This is a genomic window from Nevskia soli DSM 19509, from assembly GCF_000711955.1.
Classification (GTDB): domain Bacteria; phylum Pseudomonadota; class Gammaproteobacteria; order Nevskiales; family Nevskiaceae; genus Nevskia; species Nevskia soli.
The window spans coordinates 213145-233649 of record NZ_JONR01000007.1 but is presented as its reverse complement, the minus strand read 5'-3'; the positions used below and the strand labels follow the sequence as shown (position 1 = coordinate 233649).

The following is a 20505-nucleotide window of genomic DNA, read 5'->3' as shown; positions in this document are numbered from 1 at the left end:
GTTCGCGCCGATGAAGCCGGCGGCGCCAGTCACTACGATCAAATCGATTCTCCCAGCATGAAATGATTCCACAGCGCCGAAACAGCGGCGCGGTGTTCCTTGAGGTCCGCATCATCGGCCAAAGCATCCTGGCTCTGCAACGAGCGCCGGTGCAGCCAGCCGCGGTAGGCCCGCTCGGCGGCCAGCAGGGCGTCCTTTTGCGGCGCCTCGACCAGGCCGGCCGCGGCCAGGGCCTCGAGCTGGCGCCAGTTGTCGGTGTATTCGACCACGCCGGCATGCTGCGCGGCATGGCGCAGGCACAGGTACTGGGTGATGAATTCGGCGTCGATCAGGCCGCCGCCGCCCTGCTTCACGTCCCAGCGCCCGACCTGGCGCTTTTCCAGGCTGGCGCGCATTTTCGCGCGCATCTCCACCACTTCCGCCCGCAGCTTGCCCGCATCGCGGGGGCGCATCAGCACCTCGCGGCGGATGGCCTCGATGGCCGCGCACAGCGGCGCGCCGCCGGCGACGCTGCGCGCGCGCAGCAGGGCCTGATGCTCCCAGGTCCAGGCGCTCTCGCGCTGGTAGCGGGCGAAGCCGGCCAGCCCGGTGACCACCAGGCCGGAATTACCGCTGGGCCGCAGCTGCAGGTCGATCTCGTAGGCGCGGCCGGCAACGGTACGCGCCGACAGCAACTGCACCACGCGCTGCACCAGGCGCACGAAGTATTCCGAAGCGGCGACGCTGCGCGTGCCGCCCCCGGTGCCGGCGTCCGGATCTTCGGCCTGGTAGACGAACACCAGGTCGAGATCGGAGCCGTAGCCCAGCTCGATGCTGCCGAACTTGCCGTAGGCGATGAGGGCCAGGTCGTCGTCCCCGCCCGGCGGCGTTCCAAGCTGCGGCGCCAGTTGCTCGCGGGCATAGTCCAGTGCCTGCGCCACGATGGCCTCGGCCAGCCAGGTGAGACGGTCGCTGACCTGCACCAGCGGCAAGGCACCGGACAGGTCGGCGGCGGCGATGCGCAGGGTCATCTCCTGCCGATAGCCGCGCAGCAGGTCCATCACCGTTTCCGCTTCCGCCGCCGGGACGCCCGCCGCCCGCCGCCGCAGCTCCTCGCGCAGGGCGGCGCGGTCCGGCGCCTCGTTGGCCAGGCGCGCGTCGAGCAGGGTATCGAGCAGGGCCGGGGTCTGCGCCAGCAGGTCGACGATCCAGGGGCTGGCGCCGCACAGCTTGAGCAGCTGCCGGCGCGCCCCCAGGCTTTCGGCGAGCAGGGCCAGGTAGGTGCTGCGGCCGACGATGGCGGCGAGCACCCGCAGGGTGCGGATCAGCGCCTCCTCCGGATCGGCCTGGGTGACGGCCTCGTGCACCAGCGCGCCGAGCACGGCCTGGAGACGCGGCCGCGCGGCGTCCTTGAGGGCGCGCACCTGGCGCGACTGGCGCAGGTCCTGCAGGCTGCGCGCCACGTCCTGCGGGCGCTGCACAAAACCGAGACCGCGCAGTGTGGCTTCGAGCTCTTCGCCTTCGTCCTGCCACAGGTCTTCGGCCACGGCCGACGGCGCATGCGCCGTTCCCGCCACCGGCTGGGCGAACAGGCGCTCGAATTCGGCACGGACGCGGACGCGCAGCGGGTCCAGCCGCAGCAGCAGGCCGGCCCAGCCGTCGTCGATATCCAGCGCCGCGCACAGCGCTTCGCGCGCCTCCTGTGCCTGCGGCAAGCGGTGCGTCTGCTCGTCCGCATACATCTGCACCGCATTCTCGCTGCGGCGCAGGAATACATAGGCCTGGTCCAGCGCGGCCACCGTTTCCGGCGGCAGGTGCCCGGCCTCGCCCAGGTAGTGCAGCACCGGGCGCAGGCGGTTGTCGCGCAGGCGCGCATCCTGGCCGCCGCGGATCAGCTGGAACAGCTGCACGATGAATTCCAGTTCGCGGATGCCGCCGGGCCCCAGCTTCAGATTGTCCTCGGCGCCGCGCTTGTGCGCGTCCTGGTCGATCATCGCCTTCAGTTCGCGCAGGGCGCCCAAAGCTCCGAAATCGAGGTAGCGCCGATAGACGAAGGGGCGCAGGCCCTGCAGCAGTTGCTGTCCCGCCTCGAGATCACCGGCGACGGGCCGCGCCTTGATCATGGCGTAACGTTCCCATTCGCGGCCATGCTGCTGGTAATACATTTCCATTGCGTCCATCGATACCGCCGGGGCGCCGACGCTGCCGAAGGGACGCAGCAGGGTATCGACCCGGAAAACGAAACCGTCGGCGGTGCGGGTCGACAGCAGCTTGCCGGTGTCCTGCGCCAGCCGCGCGAAGTACTCGGCATTGCTCACCGGGCGCGAACCGTCGGTGTCGCCGTTGCCGGTGAAGACGAAGATCAGGTCGATATCGGAAGAGAAATTCAGTTCGCGGCCGCCGAGCTTGCCCATGCCGAGCACGATCGGCCTGGCTTCCGCGCCATCCTCGTCACGCGGCACGCCGTGACGGGCCTGCAGCACACCGGCGGCAAAACGCAGGGCGGACTCGCAACTGGCATCCGCCAGATCGGACAAGGCCCTCAGGGTTTCGTCCAGCCCCGCCCAACCGGCGATATCACGAACCGCAATGCGCGCCATTTCGCGGTTGCGGAAGGCGCGCAGCTCGCGCATCACGGCGGCTTCGTCCGCCGCGCCGGCCAGCGTCGCGTCCAGGCGCTCCGCAACCGGCAGCACGGGAGCCTGTTCCAGTTCACCCCCGGCCAGCGCCGCCTTCGCCCAGTCCTGCTGGCGCGCAAAGATGCCGGCGACAAAGGGGCTGGCACGGAATACGCGCGGCAGGAGTGCGGCGATCCCGGCCGGGGAAACAGACTGCAATTCGGACAAGATATCCATGGACGGCCCAGTTTACCGGCGACCGATGCCCCTCGCCCCGATGGCGCGCCCGATGCGACAATAAGCGGGTGCGATCCACCAAGAGCGAAATCCTGATCCTGGGCGGCGGCGTCATCGGCCTGTCCTGTGCATTGCTGCTGCTGCGGGCCGGCCGCGGCGTCACCCTATTGGACAAGGGCGTGGTCGGCCACGGCAGCTCGCGCGGCAATTGCGGCACCATCACACCGAGCCACCTGCCGCTGCACGCGCCCGGCACGGTGGGCAAGGCGTTGAAATGGATGCTCAAGCGCGACGCGCCGTTCTACGTCAAGCCGACGCTCGACCCGGAATTGCTCGGCTGGATGCTGAATTTCGCCCGGCGCTGCAACGAAGATGATTTTCGCCGCACCGCGCACGTCAAAACCGAATTGCTGCTGCGTTCGCGCGAACGCCTGGGCGCGCTGATCCGCGACGAGCTGCTCGACTGCGAGTTCGTCGACAGCGGCACGCTCTACGTCTGGCGCACGGAACAGGCCCTGGCCAGGGCACACCGCGACTATGCAATGCTGCGCGAGGTGGGCGTACCGGTGGAGCTGCTCGACGGCGCCGCGCTGCGGGCAAAAGAACCCGCGTTGAAGGATGGCATGGCCGGCGGCCACTGGCATTCCGGCGATGCGCGCCTGCGCCCGGACCGTTACATGGCCGAACTGGCGCGCGCGGTGCGCGCGGCCGGCGGCACCATCCTCGAACAGACCACCATGCAGGGCTTCCATCGCAACGGTGATCGCCTGACAGGAGTCATCACGGCACAGGGCGAAATTAACGCGGATGAAGTGGTGCTCGCGCTCGGCGCCTGGTCGCCGCAGCTCGGCAAGCAATTGGGCCTGCACCTGCCGATCCAGCCGGGCAAGGGCTATTCGATCACCTATTCGCGGCCGCAACGCGGCACGCGGATCCCCCTGGTGCTGCAGGAGCGCAGCGTCTGCGTCACCGCCTGGGACAGCGGCTATCGCCTGGGCAGCACCATGGAATTCTCCGGCTACGACACGACGCTCAACCAGCGGCGCCTGGATGCGCTCAAGCGCGGCGCCGCCGAGTACCTGGAAGAGCCGGAAGGCCCCTCTGTGGAAGAGCAATGGTATGGCTGGCGGCCGATGACCTATGACGACCTGCCGATCATCGGGCGCGCCCCGGACGTCTCCAATCTGACCCTGGCCACCGGCCACGGCATGCTCGGCGTGAGTCTGTCGGCAATCACCGCGCAACTGGTGATGGAATCGCTGACCGGCCGGACGCCGAGCCTGGACCCGGCGCCTTACCGGCCTGAACGCTTCATGCGTTGAGACGCGCAGGCCTCATTTGACCCGCAGCAATTCGGCGTAGCGCGATTTGCGCCCGCACACCAGGCAGAGGTAGATGGTGAGCCGGCGCTCGAGCCACCAGGCACCGAGCAGCAGCAGGCAGAACACGGCGATGCCGACGCTGACCCCGAGCAGCCCCCTGGCGAGCAGGCCGGCACCGACGGCAAGCCATACCACCAGCTCGGGCGCGAAGCTGGCCAGAAAAGCACCGGCAACCGAGCCCCCTGCCACGCGCGTGTCCTGCAGCAGTTCCTGGTGCGGCGCGCGGCACTCGGGACAGCACTTGTTGCGCACCAGCAGGAACATGCTCGACGACCTCGTCTGCCGCGGCGTGACGCCTGCCCGGCCAATGTTGCGGAAAGCGGAAAAAGCAGCCCGGCCCTCGCCACGGTGAAGCCGCTGTCTCGGACAACTCCGATTCTGGTGCCTGGCCTGGGGGCAATCAAGGCGATCGGCGAAACGATGACCGCGGCGCAAGCCGCCGCCCCGGCAGAAAAGCCAGCCCGCCACCGGAGCGTTTCCACGCACACAAAAACAAGGCCCCGTCGCCGGGGCCTTGCGTCACAGCTTTACAGCTTTGGCGTTGCGGTGAAGCGGGACTTAGAAGTCGCCGCCCATGCCGCCCATGCCGCCACCGCCGCCCGGCATTGCCGGCTCGTCCTTCTTCGGCAGCTCGGCCACCATCGCTTCGGTGGTGAGCAGCAGGCCGGCCACGGAGGCCGAGTTCTGCAGGGCCAGGCGCGTCACCTTGGCCGGGTCGATGATGCCAAGTTCGAGCAGGTCGCCGTAGGTGCCGTTGGCGGCGTTGTAGCCGAACGCATCCTTGCCTTCCAGCACCTTGTTCAGCACCACGGAGGGCTCTTCACCAGCGTTCTTCACGATCTGGCGCAGCGGCTCCTGGATGGCGCGGTACAGGATGCGGATGCCGACCGTCTGGTCGTCATTGGCGCCCTTCAGCTTCTCGAGCACCTTGGAGGCGCGGACCAGGGCGACGCCGCCGCCCGGGACAATGCCTTCCTCGACGGCCGCACGGGTGGCGTGCAGGGCGTCTTCGACGCGGGCCTTCTTTTCCTTCATGGCCACTTCGGTGGCGGCACCGACCTTGATCACGGCCACGCCGCCGGCGAGCTTGGCGATCCGCTCGTCGAGCTTCTCGCGGTCGTAGTCGCTGGTGGCGTCGTCGCGCTGCTGGCGGATTTCCTTGACGCGGGCCTCGATTTCCTTGGTGGCGCCGGCGCCATCAATGATCGTGGTGTTTTCCTTGGTGATCTGCACCTTCTTGGCGGTGCCCAGATCGGCCACGGTGGCCTTTTCCAGGGACAGGCCGATTTCCTCGGCGATGACCTGGCCGCCGGTGAGGATGGCGATGTCCTTCAGCATTTCCTTGCGGCGGTCGCCGAAGCCCGGGGCCTTGACGGCCGCGACCTTGAGGATGCCGCGCAGGTTGTTGACCACCAGGGTGGCCAGCGCTTCGCCTTCGACGTCTTCGGAGATGATCAGCAGCGGACGGCCGGACTTGGCCACGCCTTCCAGCACCGGCAGCAGCTCGCGGATGTTGGAGATCTTCTTCTCGTTGATCAGGATCAGCGGGTTTTCCAGCTCGACCTGCTGGCTCTGCGCGTTGTTGATGAAGTACGGGCTGAGATAGCCGCGGTCGAACTGCATGCCTTCGACCACATCCAGCTCGTTTTCGAGGCCGGAGCCGTCTTCGACGGTGATGACGCCTTCCTTGCCGACCTTGTCCATGGCGTTGGCGATGATCTCGCCGATCGCCTCATCGCTGTTGGCCGACACGGTGCCGACCTGGGCGATGGCCTTGCGGTCCTTGCACGGCACGGAGATCTTCTTGATCTCGGCGGTGAGGACTTCCACGGCCTTGTCGATGCCGCGCTTGATGTCCATCGGGTCGACGCCAGCGGCGACCGACTTCAGGCCTTCGGCGAGGATCGCCTGGGCCAGCACGGTGGCGGTGGTGGTGCCGTCGCCGGCGGCGTCGGAAGTCTTGGAGGCGACTTCCTTCACCAGCTGCGCGCCCATGTTCTCGAACTTGTCCTTCAGCTCGATTTCCTTGGCCACGCTGACGCCGTCCTTGGTGACGGTCGGGGCGCCGTAGGACTTGTCGAGAATGACGTTGCGGCCCTTCGGGCCGAGGGTGACCTTGACTGCGTTCGCCAGGATGTTGACGCCGGCGGCCATGCGGCTGCGGGCGTCATCAGCGAACTTAACTTCTTTAGCTGCCATGTTCTATTCCTCAGGAATCTGTTGATCTTTTGATCTGGATCCCCGCCTTCGCGGGGATGATTTTCACTGCGTGAAAATCACTTGGTGAAGACGGCCATGATGTCGTCTTCGCGCAGGACCACCAGGTCCTCGCCTTCGACGCGGACTTCAGTGCCCGAGTACTTGCCGATCAGGACGTGATCGCCCTTCTTGATGTCGGGGGCCTGCAGCTTGCCGTCGTCGGTGATCTTGCCGGGGCCGACCGCGACCACTTCAGCCTTCAACGGCTTTTCGGCGGCCTGATCCGGGATGATGATTCCACCAGCGGTTTTCTTCTCTTCTTCCAGACGCTTCACGATCACGCGATCGTGCAAGGGACGTAGCTTCATACCAAAACTCCTCTAAGCAGTTGACTGCGCAGTATTTTTCACGGAACTTCCGCCACAGCCGGCCAACAGCTGTTAGCACTCTCCCATGAAGGCTGCTAATTCTTGAGGACGGGACGGGAAAGTTCAAGGGGCTGAGGCGGAAAGGGGAGCTTTTCTTTTTTTTCACCCATTGCGCCTTTGGTCACCGGCGACGGCCCTTGGGCTGCCCCTCCTGCTCGCTTCGGGCCGCCGGAGCCGGTGCAGGCGCGAGTATGGCAGCTCCCCCGCCGCGGAAACATTGCTGCTGCCGCTATAGAGAAAGCCGAGCATCTGCTCGAATGAGCGGTTCTCCAGCATCAGCTGGACGATGTGGTTGACCTTTCCAAGCTGGTTTGCCATCGGCTTCCTGCCTTGAACGACGAGCTTCTTCGCGGAAATTACTCCGGCATCAAGACAGAATGGTGAACGCGTGTAGCAGCGGGCCTGCCGCATACGCAAACGCCCGCTCCGATCATCCGGAGCGGGCGTTGCGGTAAAGCAGTGCCTCGACGAAATCCTAGAAAAAGACGTGCGCTTCCATGAATCCTTCGGTGGCGTTCTGCAAGTCGTTCTGCGGAATGCCGTCGAGCTTGCGCACGCCCAGGCGCGTCTGCAGGAACTGCATCGGCGTGTATTCCCACACGATGCTGAAGCGGTTCTGGTTGTTGTGGGCGATGTGCGTATCTGGATCGAGGTACTCGGCGGTGAGCTTCAGATTGTTGCCGCGCAGGAAAGCCCAGTCCGCCTCCAGCAGGCCGGCGTACTCGTCCAGCCGCGGCGCGACAGTGTGGTCGGCAATGTAGTCGACTTCCGCCAGCCAGGCCACCGGACCGGTGCGGAAGCCGCCGAACAGGCCGCTCATCTGCCGCTTGCCGACGCTGCCGTCGTTGTCGCTGTAGCTGACGCCGAGGCGCCATCCCGGCTTGATGTAGACCGCGCTGCCGGTGATCTGCTTGCCCTGGTTGTTCTCGGCGGCACCGGCGGTACCGTTGGTGATCGCAAGTTGCGCGTTCCAGGAACCATGTTGATAGCCGAACTCCGCGCCGTTGTCCGGCGTGGTGTAGTTGATGCCGGTGGCTTGGCGCACGAAGGCCTCGTCGTCCTGCAGGCGCAAGCCATACGGCAGGTACATCTGTCCGGCCTTGACGTAGACCTGGTGTTGGTCGAGCCAGAGCAGGCCATAGGCTTCGCGACTCTGCGTGCCGCCCGGGGCCAGGCGCTCGTCCACGTATAGCTGCAAGCGGTTCTGGATGACGTCGGCGGCGCCGTAGATGCGGAAGTCGTCGATGGCGAAGCTGTCGGCTTTCTTCTGGTGCGGCGTGTCGTTCCAGGTGAAGTCGTCGCGCAGGTTGCCGCCGATGCGCAGGAAGTCGGTGAGGTTACCGAGCCACAAGCCGCGGCCGCCGAGATCGACCTGCTGCTGCGGCATCTGCGTCTGCGAATAGACATCGCCGTAGGTGTTGCGCATGCCGCCGCCGGTGGGATTGACGTGACAGGCACCACAAGGCAGGCCTTCACGCAGGGCCAGGTAGGGCTCGGCATGCGCACGCACGCCCAGCAGCTGTGTCGCCAGCAGCAGGCACAGGGACCAGAACTTCAAGGCGCGCAGGTTCATTGTTCCCCCGGGGTGCCGGCGTCATTGGAAGACGAAGGTGGCGGCGGCGCGCCTTCACTGACCCACTGGCGGATCAGGTCGATGGTCGCCGTGCTCAGGCAGGGCTGGGTGACGGGGCAACCATCCGGCATCTGCGCGCCGACTGCCGCCGTGCCCATGATTTTCTGCACGAGGTAGCTGTTATCCGGATCGCCGGGCGCGATGCGCTTCAGCGTCGGCTGCTCCTGGCTGGGTACGCCGACGATCATCGCGTAGGCCGCGCCCTGGGTGAGTTGCAAGCCTTGCGGCGCCGAGGCGCCGGCATGGCATTGGGCGCAAATCGGCGTGAACACTTGATCCTGGATGGTCTGGAACGACACCGTGGCGCCGCTGCTGCCCGAGCCGGAACCGGAGCTGGAACTGGAACTGCCGCCGCCTCCGGAACTCGAACCGGAGCCGATCGGCTGGCCGTTCTGGTCCAGGCCATCGCCGCTGCCGGCGCATGCGCTCAGCATCAGCGCGCCGGCCAGCCACAGTGAAGCCGCAACAAGCTGTCGCATCGTTGAATTCCCCCGCTGTTTAGTGACACCGCTGCCGCGGTGCGCGCCCCGCCATCCGGCGGGGCGCGCCGCGTCCTCAGTTGTTCAGCGCCCCGGCATTGACCCAGGAGATGAACATGTCGATCTGCGCTTGCGTCAGGCAGGGGTCCTGTGCGCTGCCGCAACCCAGCGGCATGCGCGAGCCGACCGCCGCCGTGCCCATGATCTTCTGGATCAGATAGCTGTTGGTTGGATCGCCCGGCTTGATCCGGAACAGTGCCGGTTGTTCCACGCTGGGCACATTGACGATCTGGCCGAAGCTGTTGCCCGCGGTCAGGTTCTGGCTTCCCGGCAGCGAGGTGCCGAAACCGCTGTGGCAGCCTGAGCAGATCGGCGTGAAGAAGTTCGTCTGCAGCTGCGTCAGAGTGGTCGCCGCCGGTGCGGCGGCATTGGTGACGGTCACGGTCTGCGGCGCGGCCGTGCCGGTATTGCCGTCGACGTCCGTGGCGGTGGCGTTCAGCGTCACCGAACCGTCCGCCACCTTGGTGGTATCCCATTGCACGCTGAACGGTGCGGTGGTGGCGGTGCCGATGGGGGTGCCGTTGGCCATGAACTGCACCTGCTTGATGCCGACGCTGTCGGTGGCCGTGGCGGTCAGGGTCACCGTCCCCTTGAGTGTGCCGCTGGGCGCGCTCAGCGTGACCGTGGGCTTGAAGCTCGGCGCGCCGGGGCCGGCGTCGATGCGGCCGTACACGCCGTCCGCTTCACCGTTGGTGCCGGCGGTGAAGAACAGGGTGTTGTGCGGCTGGTTCAGGCCGGTGGCATCATTGCCGAAGGCGATGCCCCACAGTCCGCTGAGCGCGATCGGCTTGTTGCTGCTGTCGGCCAGGGTGCCGATGAAGGTGCCGGCGGCAGGATCATAGACGTTGATCTTGCCGTCGCCGAAGTTGCCCACCAGCAGCTCGTTGCTGACCGCGCCGAAATCGGCCGGCGCCAGGGCCATGCCCCAGGGCGCATTGAGTGCGCCGCCTGTCGCGACCAGCGTCTTCACCAGCACGCCCGCCGTGGTGTACACATCGACGATGCCCAGTCCCGCGCCGTCGGCGTTGTCGTGGTTGTCCGGCGCCTGCTGCTTGGCGTAGCTCACGTACAGCTGCACCTGCCCCTTGACCGTCAGGGCGGCGATGCCGAACGGCGCGTAGCCGGCAGGCAGCGCGGGATCCTTGAAGGCGAAGTTGCTGCCGCCGGAAACCTTGGCGAAGGTGCGATCGAACACGTCGACCTTGTTGTTGTGGAAGTCGGTGGCGTAAAGGAAGTTGGCGCCGCCGTTCGCGGCTTCCGCCAGCCCCTTGTAGACCGCGCCGCCGGCGTCGCTGTAAACCGTCACCGCGTTGACCGGATCGACCGTCGGCGACCAGCCGGCGATGGTGCCGCCCTCGCCGTCGAAGATGAAGACCGAGCCGCCGGACTTGCCGGCCTCGCTCACCACGAAATCCGCGGCGGTGCCGTTGAAGACGATGCCGGTGGGATCGGCGTCGCCGTTGGCTCCGGCCGGAACCACGAAGGGCCCCTTCTGCACCATGCCGTCACCGTCATACAGCGTGGACGTCTGGCTGCCGTTGTTGGCGATCCATACCGGCGCCGAGGGCGCGAACACCAGGCCCCAGGGATTGACCAGGTTCTTGTCGAGCCGGGTCGCGGGCGTACCGGCGCCGGACTGCAGGCCGCTGATGTCCGCCACCAGGTTGGTCACGGTATAGGGAGCGGCGCTCGCGCTGCCGCTCGAGCTGCCGGAACTGCTGGAGCCGCCGCTGCCGGATGAGCTGCTCGAACCGCCGTATATGCCGCCGGAACTGCCCGACGATGAGCCCGAACCGTCGTTTCCGCCGCAGGCGGAGAGCAAGGCCATGCACAGTGCAAACGATAAACCTTTCAATGAAGCCCCACGAAATTCCATGTCGTCTCTCCTGTCCTGTAATGCAATCCATGACGCGCAAATGTCCGCTTGCCGCGTAGGCGCCGCGGCCGCAACCAGGGGTTGCTGCCGCGAATGCCCGCTTCAGGATTTGCCGTCTGTGGATGAGTACCGGTGCGCGAGACAAAGGTTGCGCACAACAGGAGGAATTTTCAGGGAGTGCCGGGACCGCGCCGCTTCGCGCCTGTCATACGGTTATATCGAGTACCCGATTGATCCGTCAGGCGGCGGCAGGCGCAGAACCTTCAGTGCGCGGTCGCTCCGCGCACATCGGCATTAGCGGACCGCACGGTACCGCAGCCGCCTTCGGGCCGCAGCAGCGCCGCTGCGGCGCAGACGTTGATGGCGGTGATCCCGCCGCTGTCCGCAACACTGGTGCGGCTCAGCAGGCTGTAGACGGACGAAGCGTCCAGATGCGGATTCATCGCCAGCAGCAGGGCCACCGCGCCGGTGACGTGCGCCGCCGCCAACGAGGAGCCGGAGACGAAGTCGTAGTGGCCGCCCGGCGTCAGGGTCAATACCTCGCGCCCCGGCGCATGCAGCACCGCGGTACTGGCGGAGCTGCGTTCGATGGCGTCGACGGCGATGACGCCGGACACGCCGACGGGAAAGCCGTCGACACGGCCGTCGGGCGGCACCGCGCCGATCACCACGATGCCGCGCTTCAGGGCGTAGCTCACCAGTTGCGCCAGCAGCGGATCGGCCGGTCCACCCAGGCTGAGATTGATGACCCGCGCGCCGGATTCGATGGCGACAGTCAGGGCTTGCGCCAGGGTGAAGGAGTTGCACTGCGCCCCGTCGGCGTGCGGCTGCACCTCCCAGCAGGCCTTCAGTGCAAAGATATGCACGCCGGGCGCGATGCCGACGATGCCCTCACGGTTGTTGGCCGCGGCGGCGATTATTCCCGCGACCTCGGTGCCATGACGGTCGGCGTCGAACTGGCGGCTGTCGTCGTCGACGAAATTGCGCTGCGTTTCCACCCGTCCCTGCAAGTCGGGATGCGCACTGTCCATGCCGGTATCGATCACCGCCACACGCACGCCGTCGCCGCGCGACCATTGCTGCGCGTCGGCGGCGTCGATCTGCGCAAAGCCGCGCTGCAAGCCGAAATACGGATCGTTGTAGGCGCTGCTCAGCGTGCCGAAGGTCTGCATCGGCTGCGCCAGGCCGACGCGCGGATCGCGCGACAGTCGCGACAGCACTTCCTCGCGCAAGGCGCCTGACGGCACCTCCAGCACGACGCAATGCACCCGCAGCGGCATGATCGGCCAGGCAGCGACCTCGCGCAGGCCGTAATCCTGTTCGATCGCGACCACCGCGGCGTGCGCCCTGTCGCCGGAGGTATACAAGGGGATGCTGTCGTAGCCGCGCAGGGAGGAGCCGGCATGCGCCGCCACCGAACCCGCCGGATTGGCAACGGTCAGCAGGATCAGGCTTGCCGGGTCGACGCGCATCCGCGCGGCGGCAGGGTCGGCGCTGCCGGGCACCGTGGCGCAGGCCGCCAGGCCAAGGCCCAGGGCGATGGCCAGCAGCGCGCAGGCCAGCCGCATCATGGCGGCTGCCGCGCCGCATCGATCGGCTCGGCGAAGCGCACCCCCGGATGCGCGCGCAGCTGCGCCAGCGCCGGCTGCGCACTCGCGACAGCCAGCGCCGGCTGCGGGGCCAGGGAGTAGACGCCGGCGTCGCTGGGGCCGGCGACGATCTGCAATTGCGCCCGCTCCAGCAGGGCCTGCAACTCACCCAGCGTCAGCGTCGGCTGCAGCACGGCGCGGATGGTGGCGCGCGATGCATTTTCCGCGGGCGCGCTGAGGGTCCGGTACAGCGGCGCGCCGGGCGGCGGCGAGTCCCGCGTCCACAGGGCGGCGCTGAGCGCGACCATGCCGACCGCCTCGATCAGCACCGCCAGCAGCAGGCCGCGGGCGAACGAACTCGAAGCCCTGCGGCGGACGACCGGAAGCGCCGGTTCCTCCTCGCCGTCGACGCGCTGCCACAGACGCTGCAGGGACGCGGCGGCGGCAACGCCGTCGGCCTTGGTGTCGGGACGCGGCTCGGCGCTCATCGCGGCGCGCAGCCGCGTCTGGAACTCGTGTTCTTCGCGGCAGTCGCTACAGTCCGCCAAGTGCTCTTCCACCATGCGCAGCTCTTCGCCCGATGCGCGCCCATTCACCACCCAGGGAATCAACTCCCAGACTCGGCGGTGAATGGAGAAAACATCATCCGACTGGTTCATGCCTTGGCTCTTCCCGTCATGCCGCCGAGCGCCGGCAGCAGATTGCGCAACTTGACCCGCGCGTGAAACATGCGCGCCTTCACCGTGCCCACCGAGCAATCCATGATCTCGCCGATTTCCTCGCAGGAATGCCCCATGTAGTACGCCAGTTCCAGGGTGGTGCGCTGCTCCAGCGGCAGATGACGCAAGCCCTTGCCGACCCAGTCGCGCAGTTCCTGCTGGGCATGCACCTCCGGCGCGCCGGTGTCCTCGTATTCCTCGACCAGCGGCTCGGTGGCCGCGCCACCGGCACGCCGCAGGGTCTTGAGGGTGCAGCGATAGGCGATGCCCATGATCCAGGTGGAAACCAGGGAATCGCCGCGGAACTCGCCGCTCTTCTGCCAGACCACCCAGAAGGTGTCGTTGACGGCTTCCTCGATCAGTTCCTGGCGTTGGGTCAGACGGGCCAGGAACCGCCCCAGGCGCCGGTAATAGTCGGCATACAGGGTCTCGAAGGCCTGCCGGTCGCCCTGCGCCACCAGGCGCAGCAGCGCCAGTTCACGATCGTTGTCAGCCGCTTTTGTCCCCGGCTGGGGTGGGGTCACCGCTTCGGCTCGCATGGCACCGGTTCCGCTCCTGAGCTGATTGAGTCTTCCTGGCGGTGAGTGCCCCCATCCGCCCCAAAGGTTGCGGTGGCGGCAGCCAACGCTCCGGAACCACTCAAAAATGCCACAACAGCGTCGCCATCGGCCGGTTCACCGCCATCTGGTCGTAAAACAGGCGCCGTGCCGTGCCGTCGGTGCCGACATAGGACAGATCCAGTTGCACCCGGCCGAAATCGTAGCCGACGCCGGCATTCCAGTAGACGTAGCCGGTATCCACCGCCCAGCGCAGGTCGTAGTACCCAACGCCGGCATTGAGGGAGAAGGCATGCGGCAGGGGCTGGTGCAGGGCCAGGTCATAGGACAGCGCGGCACGGCCGCTGACATTACCGTTGCGGGCCTCGACCGCGGTATCCGGCGAGAACGCGACGGTCACAAAGGCGCGATCGGAATAGGCCAGGGTGCCCGACACCTCATCGTAATTGTAGTGCCGCCCTGAATTGCTCCAGGGATATTGATGGCGCACCGCCTCGACACGCACGCTCCAGTCACCGGCGAAGGGCCGCTGGACGCCGAGGTACGGATCGAATTCCACGCTGGTCGAATCGAACGGGCTGCGCTTCACGCTGCTGGTCCACAGGCCGGCGAACCAGCCGGAGGCGGCGTAATAGTGCAGATCCGCCTGTGCGGCCGGCCGGTTGTCGCTTTGTGTTTGGCCGCGGTAGACGTAATCGCTGCTCAGGCCGAGCGAGGCGCCCCAACCCTGCGCCTGGGCGGCAGCCGGCGCGCCCAGCGCCAACGCGCCCAACGCCAGGCCGCAGGCGCTAACGCCGCTGGCTTTGGAAAATCGCATCCGTGGTTTGTCCCGCCTCGTCACAGACGGCAATTATCAGCATGTCGCGGCAGACTTTGGCAAAGTCGGGGGCCGATGGCCGCCGGGCCACAGCACCCGTGGCAGTAATCCCTCCCGGCCCCGGACAGCCCGGGCGGCGCAGGGCACAGGCACCAGCTAGAATCCGGCGGAAGTTTCCTGCCCGGAGTGTCCAGATGAAACCCTATGGTCGCAAAGTCGCCATCCTCGGCGGCGCGCGCATCCCCTTCGCCCGCCAGAACACCGCTTACGCCACACGCAGCAACCAGGACATGCTCACCGCCGCGCTGAAGGGCGTGGTGGACAAATTCCAGCTGCATGGCGAGCGCCTGGGCGAGGTGGCCGCCGGCGCCGTGCTGAAGCATTCGCGCGACTTCAACCTGACCCGGGAAAGCACGCTGTCCTGCGGCCTGGCCATGGAAACCCCGGCCTATGACCTGCAGCAGGCCTGCGGCACCAGCCTGGAAACGGCCATCACCGTCGGCAGCAAGATCGCCCTGGGGATGATCGAATCCGGCATCGCCGGCGGCGTCGATACCGCCTCCGACGCGCCGATCGGCGTCAGCGAGGGCCTGCGCAGGATCCTGTTGGAGGCCAACCGCGCCAAGACCACCGGCCAGCGCCTGGCCGCGCTGGCCAAATTCCGGCCCCGCGACCTGACGCCGCTGATTCCCGGCGTCAGCGAGCCGCGCACCAAGATGTCGATGGGCCAGCACACCGAGGTGATGGCCAAGGAATGGAAGATCCCGCGCGAGGCGCAGGACCAGCTGGCGCTGGAATCGCACCAGAAGGCCGCGCTGGCCTACGAAAACGGCTTCTTCGCCGACATGATCGTCCCCTACGCGGGGCTGGAGCGCGACAACAACCTGCGCGCCGATTCCACCCTGGAGAAGCTGGCCAAGCTCAAGCCCGCCTTCGACAAGGTCAACGGCACCCTTACCGCCGCCAACAGCACGCCGCTCACCGACGGCGCCTCCGCCGTGCTGCTGGCCTCGGAGGACTGGGCCAGGGCGCGCGGCCTCAAGACCCTGGCGTATCTGACCAGCTACGAGACGGCGGCGGTGGATTTTTTCGAGCGCAAGGAAGGCCTGCTGATGGCCCCATCCTATGCGGTACCGCGCATGCTGGAGCGCAACGGCCTGAAGCTGCAGGACTTCGATTTCTACGAGATCCATGAAGCCTTCGCCGCCCAGGTGCTGTGCACCCTCAAGGCCTGGGAAGACCCGAAATTCTGCAAGGAGCGGCTGGGCCTGGCCAAGCCGCTGGGCAGCATCGACCGCGCCAAGCTCAACATCCACGGCAGCAGCCTGGCACTGGGCCATCCCTTCGCCGCCACCGGCGGACGCATCCTCGCCACCCTGGCCAAGATCATCTCCGAGAACGGCGGCGGCCGCGGCCTGATCTCGATCTGCACCGCCGGCGGCATGGGCGTGACGGCGATCGTCGAGGGCTGAGCCCGGTGTATGCTTGAGGCCCGGCCCCCACAGGGCCGGGCAAAGCGCCGGCCGCCCCGGGGATAGCGCGGCCGGCGACTACGTTGACGGATGTAAACGGGTGCGTTTCACTTGGCACCGCAGCTCTGGTTTTTTTGGGGGGAGTGTGTTCGAGGTTCCTTGCCTGAGATGCACGGCCCCAGGGAAGGTGGTCTTGCCGGTTACCAATCGGTCCTGCAGCCTGCTGCCGCGCGGCCGTTCACGCGAACGGTACGGCAATGGCGGTTGAACGCACCCTGCTGGAAACCCGCCTCGCGGCCGGCGGCATGACGGCGCCGTCAGCCGACCCGGCAAACGAGGCCGGGCTGTCGCGGTACCTGCCGCATTGCGTGCTCGAACAGCTCGAGCCGCCGGGCGTGAAACAGCGCCATGCCAGCCTCGACCGCTTCGATGGCGTGGTGCTGTTCACCGACATCGCCGGATTCAGCCGCCTCACCGACCAGTTCTCCGCCCGTGGCCCGGAAGGCGTGGAGCAGTTGTCGAACATGCTCGACAACTACTTCGGGCGCATGAGTGAAATCGCCCTCGACCACGGTGGCGACGTGGTGGATTTCGTCGGCGATGCCATCGTCGTCATGTGGCCGGGTGCGAACGGCCTCGCCGACAGCGTCGCCGCCGCCGTGTACTGCGGCCTGGAATTGCAGAACGCCCTGAAGGACGTCATGGCCGCCACCGGCCTGCCGTTGCAGCAGCGGGTCTCGATCAGCGCCGGCGAGCTGGCCCAGTTCATCGTCGGCGGCGTCGACGGCAAGTGGCGCTGGCTGATCGCCGGAGAGCCGATGCGGCAGGCCGGTGCCTCCAATCACCAGGCGCAGCCCGGCGAGGTGCTGGTCTGCGCGCCGGCCTGGAAGCTGATCCGCGAACGCTGTCGTGGGCGCGAACTGGATGCGGGCCATGCGCTGGTGGATCAGATCTTACCGCCGACACGGCTGGCGCGACGCGCCGCGTCGGCCCATTCCGGCGCGGCGACCACGCACCTGGAGGAATTCGTGGCGCGGCCCTTGCTGGAGCGCTTCCGCGCGGGCCACTGGGACTGGCTCGGTGAATTCCGCAATGTCAGCGCGGTATTCGTCGGCTTTCCGGGGCTGGACGTCAGTTCTCCCGTCGCGCTGGACGACCTCCAATACGCCGTGGACTGCGCCCAGCGCGAGTTCGGTCGCTACGGCGGCAGTCTCGAAAACCTGTCGATGGACGACAAGGGCGTCAGCGCCCTGGCGGCCTTCGGCCTGCCCGCCGGCATGCACGAAGACGACAGCGTCCGCGCGGTGCGCGCCGCCATGTCGCTGGCGGCGCGGCTGAAGGCGCGCGACATCGACTGTTCCATCGGCATCACCCACGGACGCGTCTTCTACGGCGACAGCGGCGGCGCGAGCCGGCGGCATGTCGCGCTGGTCGGCGGCATGGTGAACCTGGCCGCCCGTCTGATGCAGGCGGCCGGCGGCGGCATCCTGTGCGACGAACCGACGCGGCGCAGCGCGGGGCCGGCGCTGGGCTTCTCCGCCGGCGTGCCGCTCCAGGTGAAAGGGCGGCCGCAGGCGGTAGCGGTCTATATCCCGGGGCTCTCCGGCGCGGCCGAACCCTTGCGGCAGGAAGTCCCGATCATCGGCCGCACCCTCGAAAGACAACGCATCGCGCTGGATCTGCAGGCCCTGCTGCACGGCAACGGCGGACTGCTGCTGCTGCGCGGCGAAGCGGGCATCGGCAAGTCGCGCCTGTTGCGCGACGCCGTGCAGCAGGCGCGGCAGCGCGCCATCCGGGGGCTGATCAGCCACGCTTCCTCGATCGAATCGGCGACCCCTTACTTCGCCTGGCGCCGCCTGTTGCAGCAGATGCTGCTCGGCGACGCGCCATTCGACAGCACGGCGGCACGCGCCGAACTCGAACGGCGGCTGCGCGGCGAGGAACTGCTGGGCAGCTGGGCGCCCCTGCTCAACGACATCCTGCCGCTGGAAATCCCGGACAACACCATCACCCGCCAGATGGAATCCGGCTCACGCGCCTCCAGCACCCGCGCGCTGCTGATCCACCTGTTGCGCCAGCTCGCCGCGGAGCGCGCGACGCTGCTGGCGGTGGACGATCTGCACTGGTGCGACGAGGCCTCCGCCGGCATCCTGGCGGCGGCGGTGGAGGCGGTGCCGCAATTGCTGTTGCTGGCCGGCACACGCCCGCTGGAGCCCTCGGCGGCGGAGACCACGGCGAAGCTGCTGCGCGCGGGGGAGACACAGACCCTGCTGCTCGACCAGCTGCCGCGTGAAGAACTGGACCTGCTGGCCTGCAACAAGCTGAGCGTGCGCGAACTGCCGCGGGAACTCGGCGACTTCGTCTATGCCCGCACCGGCGGCAATCCCTTCTACAGCGAGGAGCTGCTGCTGGCACTGCACAGCGCGGCGCTGATCGAAACCAGCGACGGCGAATGCAGGGTCGGCGCCGAATTCCTCAGCACCGGCCTCGCCACCATGCCGACCACCCTGCACGGGGTGATCATCAGCCGCGTCGACCGGCTGGCGCCGGCCGAGCAGCTGACGCTGAAGCTGATCAGCGTGATCGGACGCGAGTTCTCGCTGGCGATGCTGCGCCAGCTGCATCCGGTGGCGGAAGATGCCGCGGGACTCGAAGCGATCTTCAGCGCCCTGCAGGCCGCCGACATCATCAAGCCGGCGGCATCCGGAACCGGCGGCGAGTACGCGGTGAAGCACGCCATCCTGCGCGAGGTGATCTACGACCTGCTGCCCTATGCGCAGCGCCGCCAATTCCATCGCGACATCGCGCTGTGGATCGAGAGAGGCCACGCACGCCACCTGGAGCCCTACTACGCCGAACTCGCCCTGCATTGGGAAAAAGCCGGCGAAGTCAGTCAGGCCATCGATTACCTGGAGAAGGCCGGCGCCCTGGCGTTCGACCGCTTCGCCAACCGGCCGGCGATCCAGCACATCCGCAAGGCTTATGCGCTGGCCCAGCGCCACGGCATCACGCTGGAGCGGGAGCGCATCGCCATCTGCGAGGGCATCCTCGGCGACAGCCACCAGGAACTGTTCGAATACGACAAGGCGGCGGTGCACTTCAAGCGTTGCCTGGGCCATCTCGACCTGCCGATGCCCGAAAGCCGGGTGGGCCTGGCGGCCGGCCTGCTGAAGGAGCTGCTGTTGCAGCTGCGCCTGCGCCTGCTCCCGCGGCGCGCTTCCGCGGCGCCGATCCCGGCTCCGGATGCGGGGGTGGGGTCCAGGATCCGGCGCGCCGCGCACATCTATCAGCGCCTGGCCGAGTCCTCGTTCTTCGACAACCGCCCGCTGGATCTGCTCTACCAGATCATCGCTTCGGTCAACCTGGCCGAACGCTCCGGTGCGACGCGCGAGATCGTCGACGGCTTCGGCGCCATCGCGGTGGTCGCCGTGGCGGCCGGGCTGCGCCGTGCCTCGCACTATTACAATCGCCGCTCGATGGAGATCACCCGCGGCGCCGGCAACCCGGTGGACGCCGCCTACGGCTACCTGGTCGACATGGTCTACTGGGCCACACTCGGCGTCTGGGACCGGCAGGCGCTGTCCCGTGCCCCGTCGGAACAGATCTATCGCCAGCTGGGGGGCGCGGTGCGCTGGCAGCAGACGCAGTCCGTCACCTATACCGCGCTGATCCTGCAGGGGCGTTACGACGAAGCCGAAACGGTGCTGCAAGGCGCCAAGGCGGCGATGAACCCGGATGTGCCCTCGCAGATCCTGTCGTTCTGGCACTGCTCGATGCTGGACCTGGCCCTGGTCCGCGCGCAGCCGCTGGAACCGTTGATCGCGGGACTGGAAGCGACACAGGGCAGCGACCTGCACCGCGCCGACCGCATGCGCTCGCTTGGGCTCATCGCCAAGGCGCAGTGGCGCCTCGGCCGGCGCGCCGAAGCAGCGGCTGCCGCGGATGCCGCCCTCGATCTGGTGCGGCAAAGCCTGCCTACGCCCTACCACGTTTGCGATGGCATCGCCGCGCTGGCGGAGGTCTACATGGACCAGTGGGAAAGCGGCGGCCCCGATCCGCAAGCACAGAAAAAATCGCGGGAAGTGTGCAAGGCCATGCTCAATTTCGCGCGCCGTGTGCCCTCCGGCTTTCCCGCCGCGGCAGTACAGTACGCGCGCTACCACCAGTTGAGCGGACGTCATCGCTCCGCGATCGCCTGGTGGCGGCGCGCAGCGACTGCCGCGGAGCAAATGAATACCGCACTCGAACAGGGCCTTGCGCTGCGCCAGTTGGGCATCGCCCTGCCGGAAGCAGAAGGCGGCGGGATGCCGTCACTGCGGCAGGCCCAGGCGATTTTCCAGCGCATCGGCGCGGTGCATGACGCGAACATCTGCGCGGAGCTGCTGGCTCTGCATGGAAAATCCGCACTGCCGCCGACGGTTTGTTAACTGGATCACGGGTCAAGCCGGCGATTCGGATTA

15 protein-coding genes are annotated in these 20505 nt (G+C 67.5%); 3 read left to right on the top strand and 12 right to left on the bottom strand.

Features of this window, described 5'->3' with window-relative positions; all coding sequences use genetic code 11:
- Nucleotides 1-38: 38 nt before the first annotated feature.
- Nucleotides 39-2834, bottom strand: coding sequence for a bifunctional [glutamate--ammonia ligase]-adenylyl-L-tyrosine phosphorylase/[glutamate--ammonia-ligase] adenylyltransferase (gene glnE, locus BP26_RS0104375; protein WP_029919365.1), 2796 nt, complete (start codon nt 2832-2834; stop codon nt 39-41).
- Nucleotides 2835-2902: 68 nt separating this feature from the next.
- On the opposite strand from glnE, the gene BP26_RS0104370 reads away from it, so the two are divergent.
- The gene (locus tag BP26_RS0104370; RefSeq protein ID WP_029919364.1) at nt 2903-4156 is read left to right on the top strand and encodes an NAD(P)/FAD-dependent oxidoreductase; all 1254 of its coding nucleotides are present in this window, start codon (nt 2903-2905) and stop codon (nt 4154-4156) included.
- 12 nt (nt 4157-4168) lie between these two features.
- Here BP26_RS0104370 and BP26_RS0104365 read toward each other — a convergent pair whose 3' ends face one another.
- The 11 genes from BP26_RS0104365 to BP26_RS27290 all read right to left on the bottom strand — a co-directional run bounded on the left by BP26_RS0104365 (nt 4169) and on the right by BP26_RS27290 (nt 14573).
- On the bottom strand, nt 4169-4480 hold the full coding sequence (locus BP26_RS0104365) for a hypothetical protein (RefSeq protein ID WP_029919363.1): 312 nt from the start codon (nt 4478-4480) through the stop codon (nt 4169-4171).
- A 294-nt stretch (nt 4481-4774) separates the two neighbouring features.
- Entirely contained in the window at nt 4775-6415 is a 1641-nt protein-coding gene (gene groL / locus BP26_RS0104360; protein WP_029919362.1) for a chaperonin GroEL, read from the bottom strand.
- A 77-nt stretch (nt 6416-6492) separates the two neighbouring features.
- Entirely contained in the window at nt 6493-6783 is a 291-nt protein-coding gene (locus tag BP26_RS0104355) for a co-chaperone GroES (protein WP_029919361.1), read from the bottom strand.
- Between the two features lie 162 nt (nt 6784-6945).
- On the bottom strand, nt 6946-7254 hold the full coding sequence (locus tag BP26_RS0104350) for a hypothetical protein (RefSeq protein WP_157572349.1): 309 nt from the start codon (nt 7252-7254) through the stop codon (nt 6946-6948).
- Nucleotides 7255-7318: 64 nt separating this feature from the next.
- Nucleotides 7319-8416 carry a putative porin gene (locus BP26_RS0104345; RefSeq protein WP_029919359.1) on the bottom strand — a complete coding sequence of 366 codons (1098 nt, stop codon included), beginning with the start codon at nt 8414-8416 and terminating at the stop codon, nt 7319-7321.
- Nucleotides 8413-8955 (bottom strand): hypothetical protein, encoded by a 543-nt coding sequence (locus tag BP26_RS27295; RefSeq protein ID WP_051748287.1) that lies wholly within the window; start codon nt 8953-8955, stop codon nt 8413-8415. The genes BP26_RS0104345 and BP26_RS27295 overlap by 4 nt, the downstream gene beginning before the upstream one ends.
- A gap of 76 nt (nt 8956-9031) precedes the next feature.
- Nucleotides 9032-10891: a TIGR03118 family protein gene (locus BP26_RS0104335; RefSeq protein WP_169740642.1), complete on the bottom strand. Its 1860-nt coding sequence runs from the start codon at nt 10889-10891 to the stop codon at nt 9032-9034.
- Between the two features lie 263 nt (nt 10892-11154).
- Nucleotides 11155-12462, bottom strand: a complete 1308-nt coding sequence (locus BP26_RS0104330) for a S8 family peptidase (RefSeq protein ID WP_036516122.1) — start codon at nt 12460-12462, stop codon at nt 11155-11157.
- A complete protein-coding gene (locus BP26_RS30835; RefSeq protein ID WP_051748285.1) occupies nt 12459-13139 on the bottom strand; it encodes a zf-HC2 domain-containing protein in 681 nt (226 codons plus the stop codon). The genes BP26_RS0104330 and BP26_RS30835 overlap by 4 nt, the downstream gene beginning before the upstream one ends.
- Nucleotides 13136-13723 (bottom strand): RNA polymerase sigma factor, encoded by a 588-nt coding sequence (locus BP26_RS0104320; protein ID WP_029919354.1) that lies wholly within the window; start codon nt 13721-13723, stop codon nt 13136-13138. The genes BP26_RS30835 and BP26_RS0104320 overlap by 4 nt, the downstream gene beginning before the upstream one ends.
- A 115-nt stretch (nt 13724-13838) precedes the next feature.
- Nucleotides 13839-14573, bottom strand: coding sequence for a TorF family putative porin (locus BP26_RS27290; protein ID WP_051748283.1), 735 nt, complete (start codon nt 14571-14573; stop codon nt 13839-13841).
- A gap of 194 nt (nt 14574-14767) precedes the next feature.
- Here BP26_RS27290 and BP26_RS0104310 point away from each other — a divergent pair, with 194 nt between their 5' ends.
- Nucleotides 14768-16045 carry an acetyl-CoA C-acetyltransferase gene (locus BP26_RS0104310; protein ID WP_029919352.1) on the top strand — a complete coding sequence of 426 codons (1278 nt, stop codon included), beginning with the start codon at nt 14768-14770 and terminating at the stop codon, nt 16043-16045.
- A 257-nt stretch (nt 16046-16302) separates the two neighbouring features.
- Nucleotides 16303-20472, top strand: coding sequence for an AAA family ATPase (locus tag BP26_RS0104305; RefSeq protein ID WP_029919351.1), 4170 nt, complete (start codon nt 16303-16305; stop codon nt 20470-20472).
- Nucleotides 20473-20505: the final 33 nt, after the last annotated feature.

Excerpts from the sequence above, each read along its gene's own strand:
- glnE (WP_029919365.1), bottom strand. The coding sequence starts at position 2,834 with ATGGATATCTTGTCCGAATTGCAGTCTGTTTCCCCGGCCGGGATCGCC.
- BP26_RS0104365 (WP_029919363.1), bottom strand. The coding sequence starts at position 4,480 with ATGTTCCTGCTGGTGCGCAACAAGTGCTGTCCCGAGTGCCGCGCGCCG.
- groL (WP_029919362.1), bottom strand. The coding sequence starts at position 6,415 with ATGGCAGCTAAAGAAGTTAAGTTCGCTGATGACGCCCGCAGCCGCATG.
- BP26_RS0104355 (WP_029919361.1), bottom strand. The coding sequence starts at position 6,783 with ATGAAGCTACGTCCCTTGCACGATCGCGTGATCGTGAAGCGTCTGGAA.
- BP26_RS0104350 (WP_157572349.1), bottom strand. The coding sequence starts at position 7,254 with ATGCGGCAGGCCCGCTGCTACACGCGTTCACCATTCTGTCTTGATGCC.
- BP26_RS0104345 (WP_029919359.1), bottom strand. The coding sequence starts at position 8,416 with ATGAACCTGCGCGCCTTGAAGTTCTGGTCCCTGTGCCTGCTGCTGGCG.
- BP26_RS27295 (WP_051748287.1), bottom strand. The coding sequence starts at position 8,955 with ATGCGACAGCTTGTTGCGGCTTCACTGTGGCTGGCCGGCGCGCTGATG.
- BP26_RS0104335 (WP_169740642.1), bottom strand. The coding sequence starts at position 10,891 with ATGGAATTTCGTGGGGCTTCATTGAAAGGTTTATCGTTTGCACTGTGC.
- BP26_RS0104330 (WP_036516122.1), bottom strand. The coding sequence starts at position 12,462 with ATGATGCGGCTGGCCTGCGCGCTGCTGGCCATCGCCCTGGGCCTTGGC.
- BP26_RS30835 (WP_051748285.1), bottom strand. The coding sequence starts at position 13,139 with ATGAACCAGTCGGATGATGTTTTCTCCATTCACCGCCGAGTCTGGGAG.
- BP26_RS27290 (WP_051748283.1), bottom strand. The coding sequence starts at position 14,573 with ATGCGATTTTCCAAAGCCAGCGGCGTTAGCGCCTGCGGCCTGGCGTTG.
- BP26_RS0104310 (WP_029919352.1), top strand. The coding sequence starts at position 14,768 with ATGAAACCCTATGGTCGCAAAGTCGCCATCCTCGGCGGCGCGCGCATC.
- BP26_RS0104305 (WP_029919351.1), top strand. The coding sequence starts at position 16,303 with ATGGCGGTTGAACGCACCCTGCTGGAAACCCGCCTCGCGGCCGGCGGC.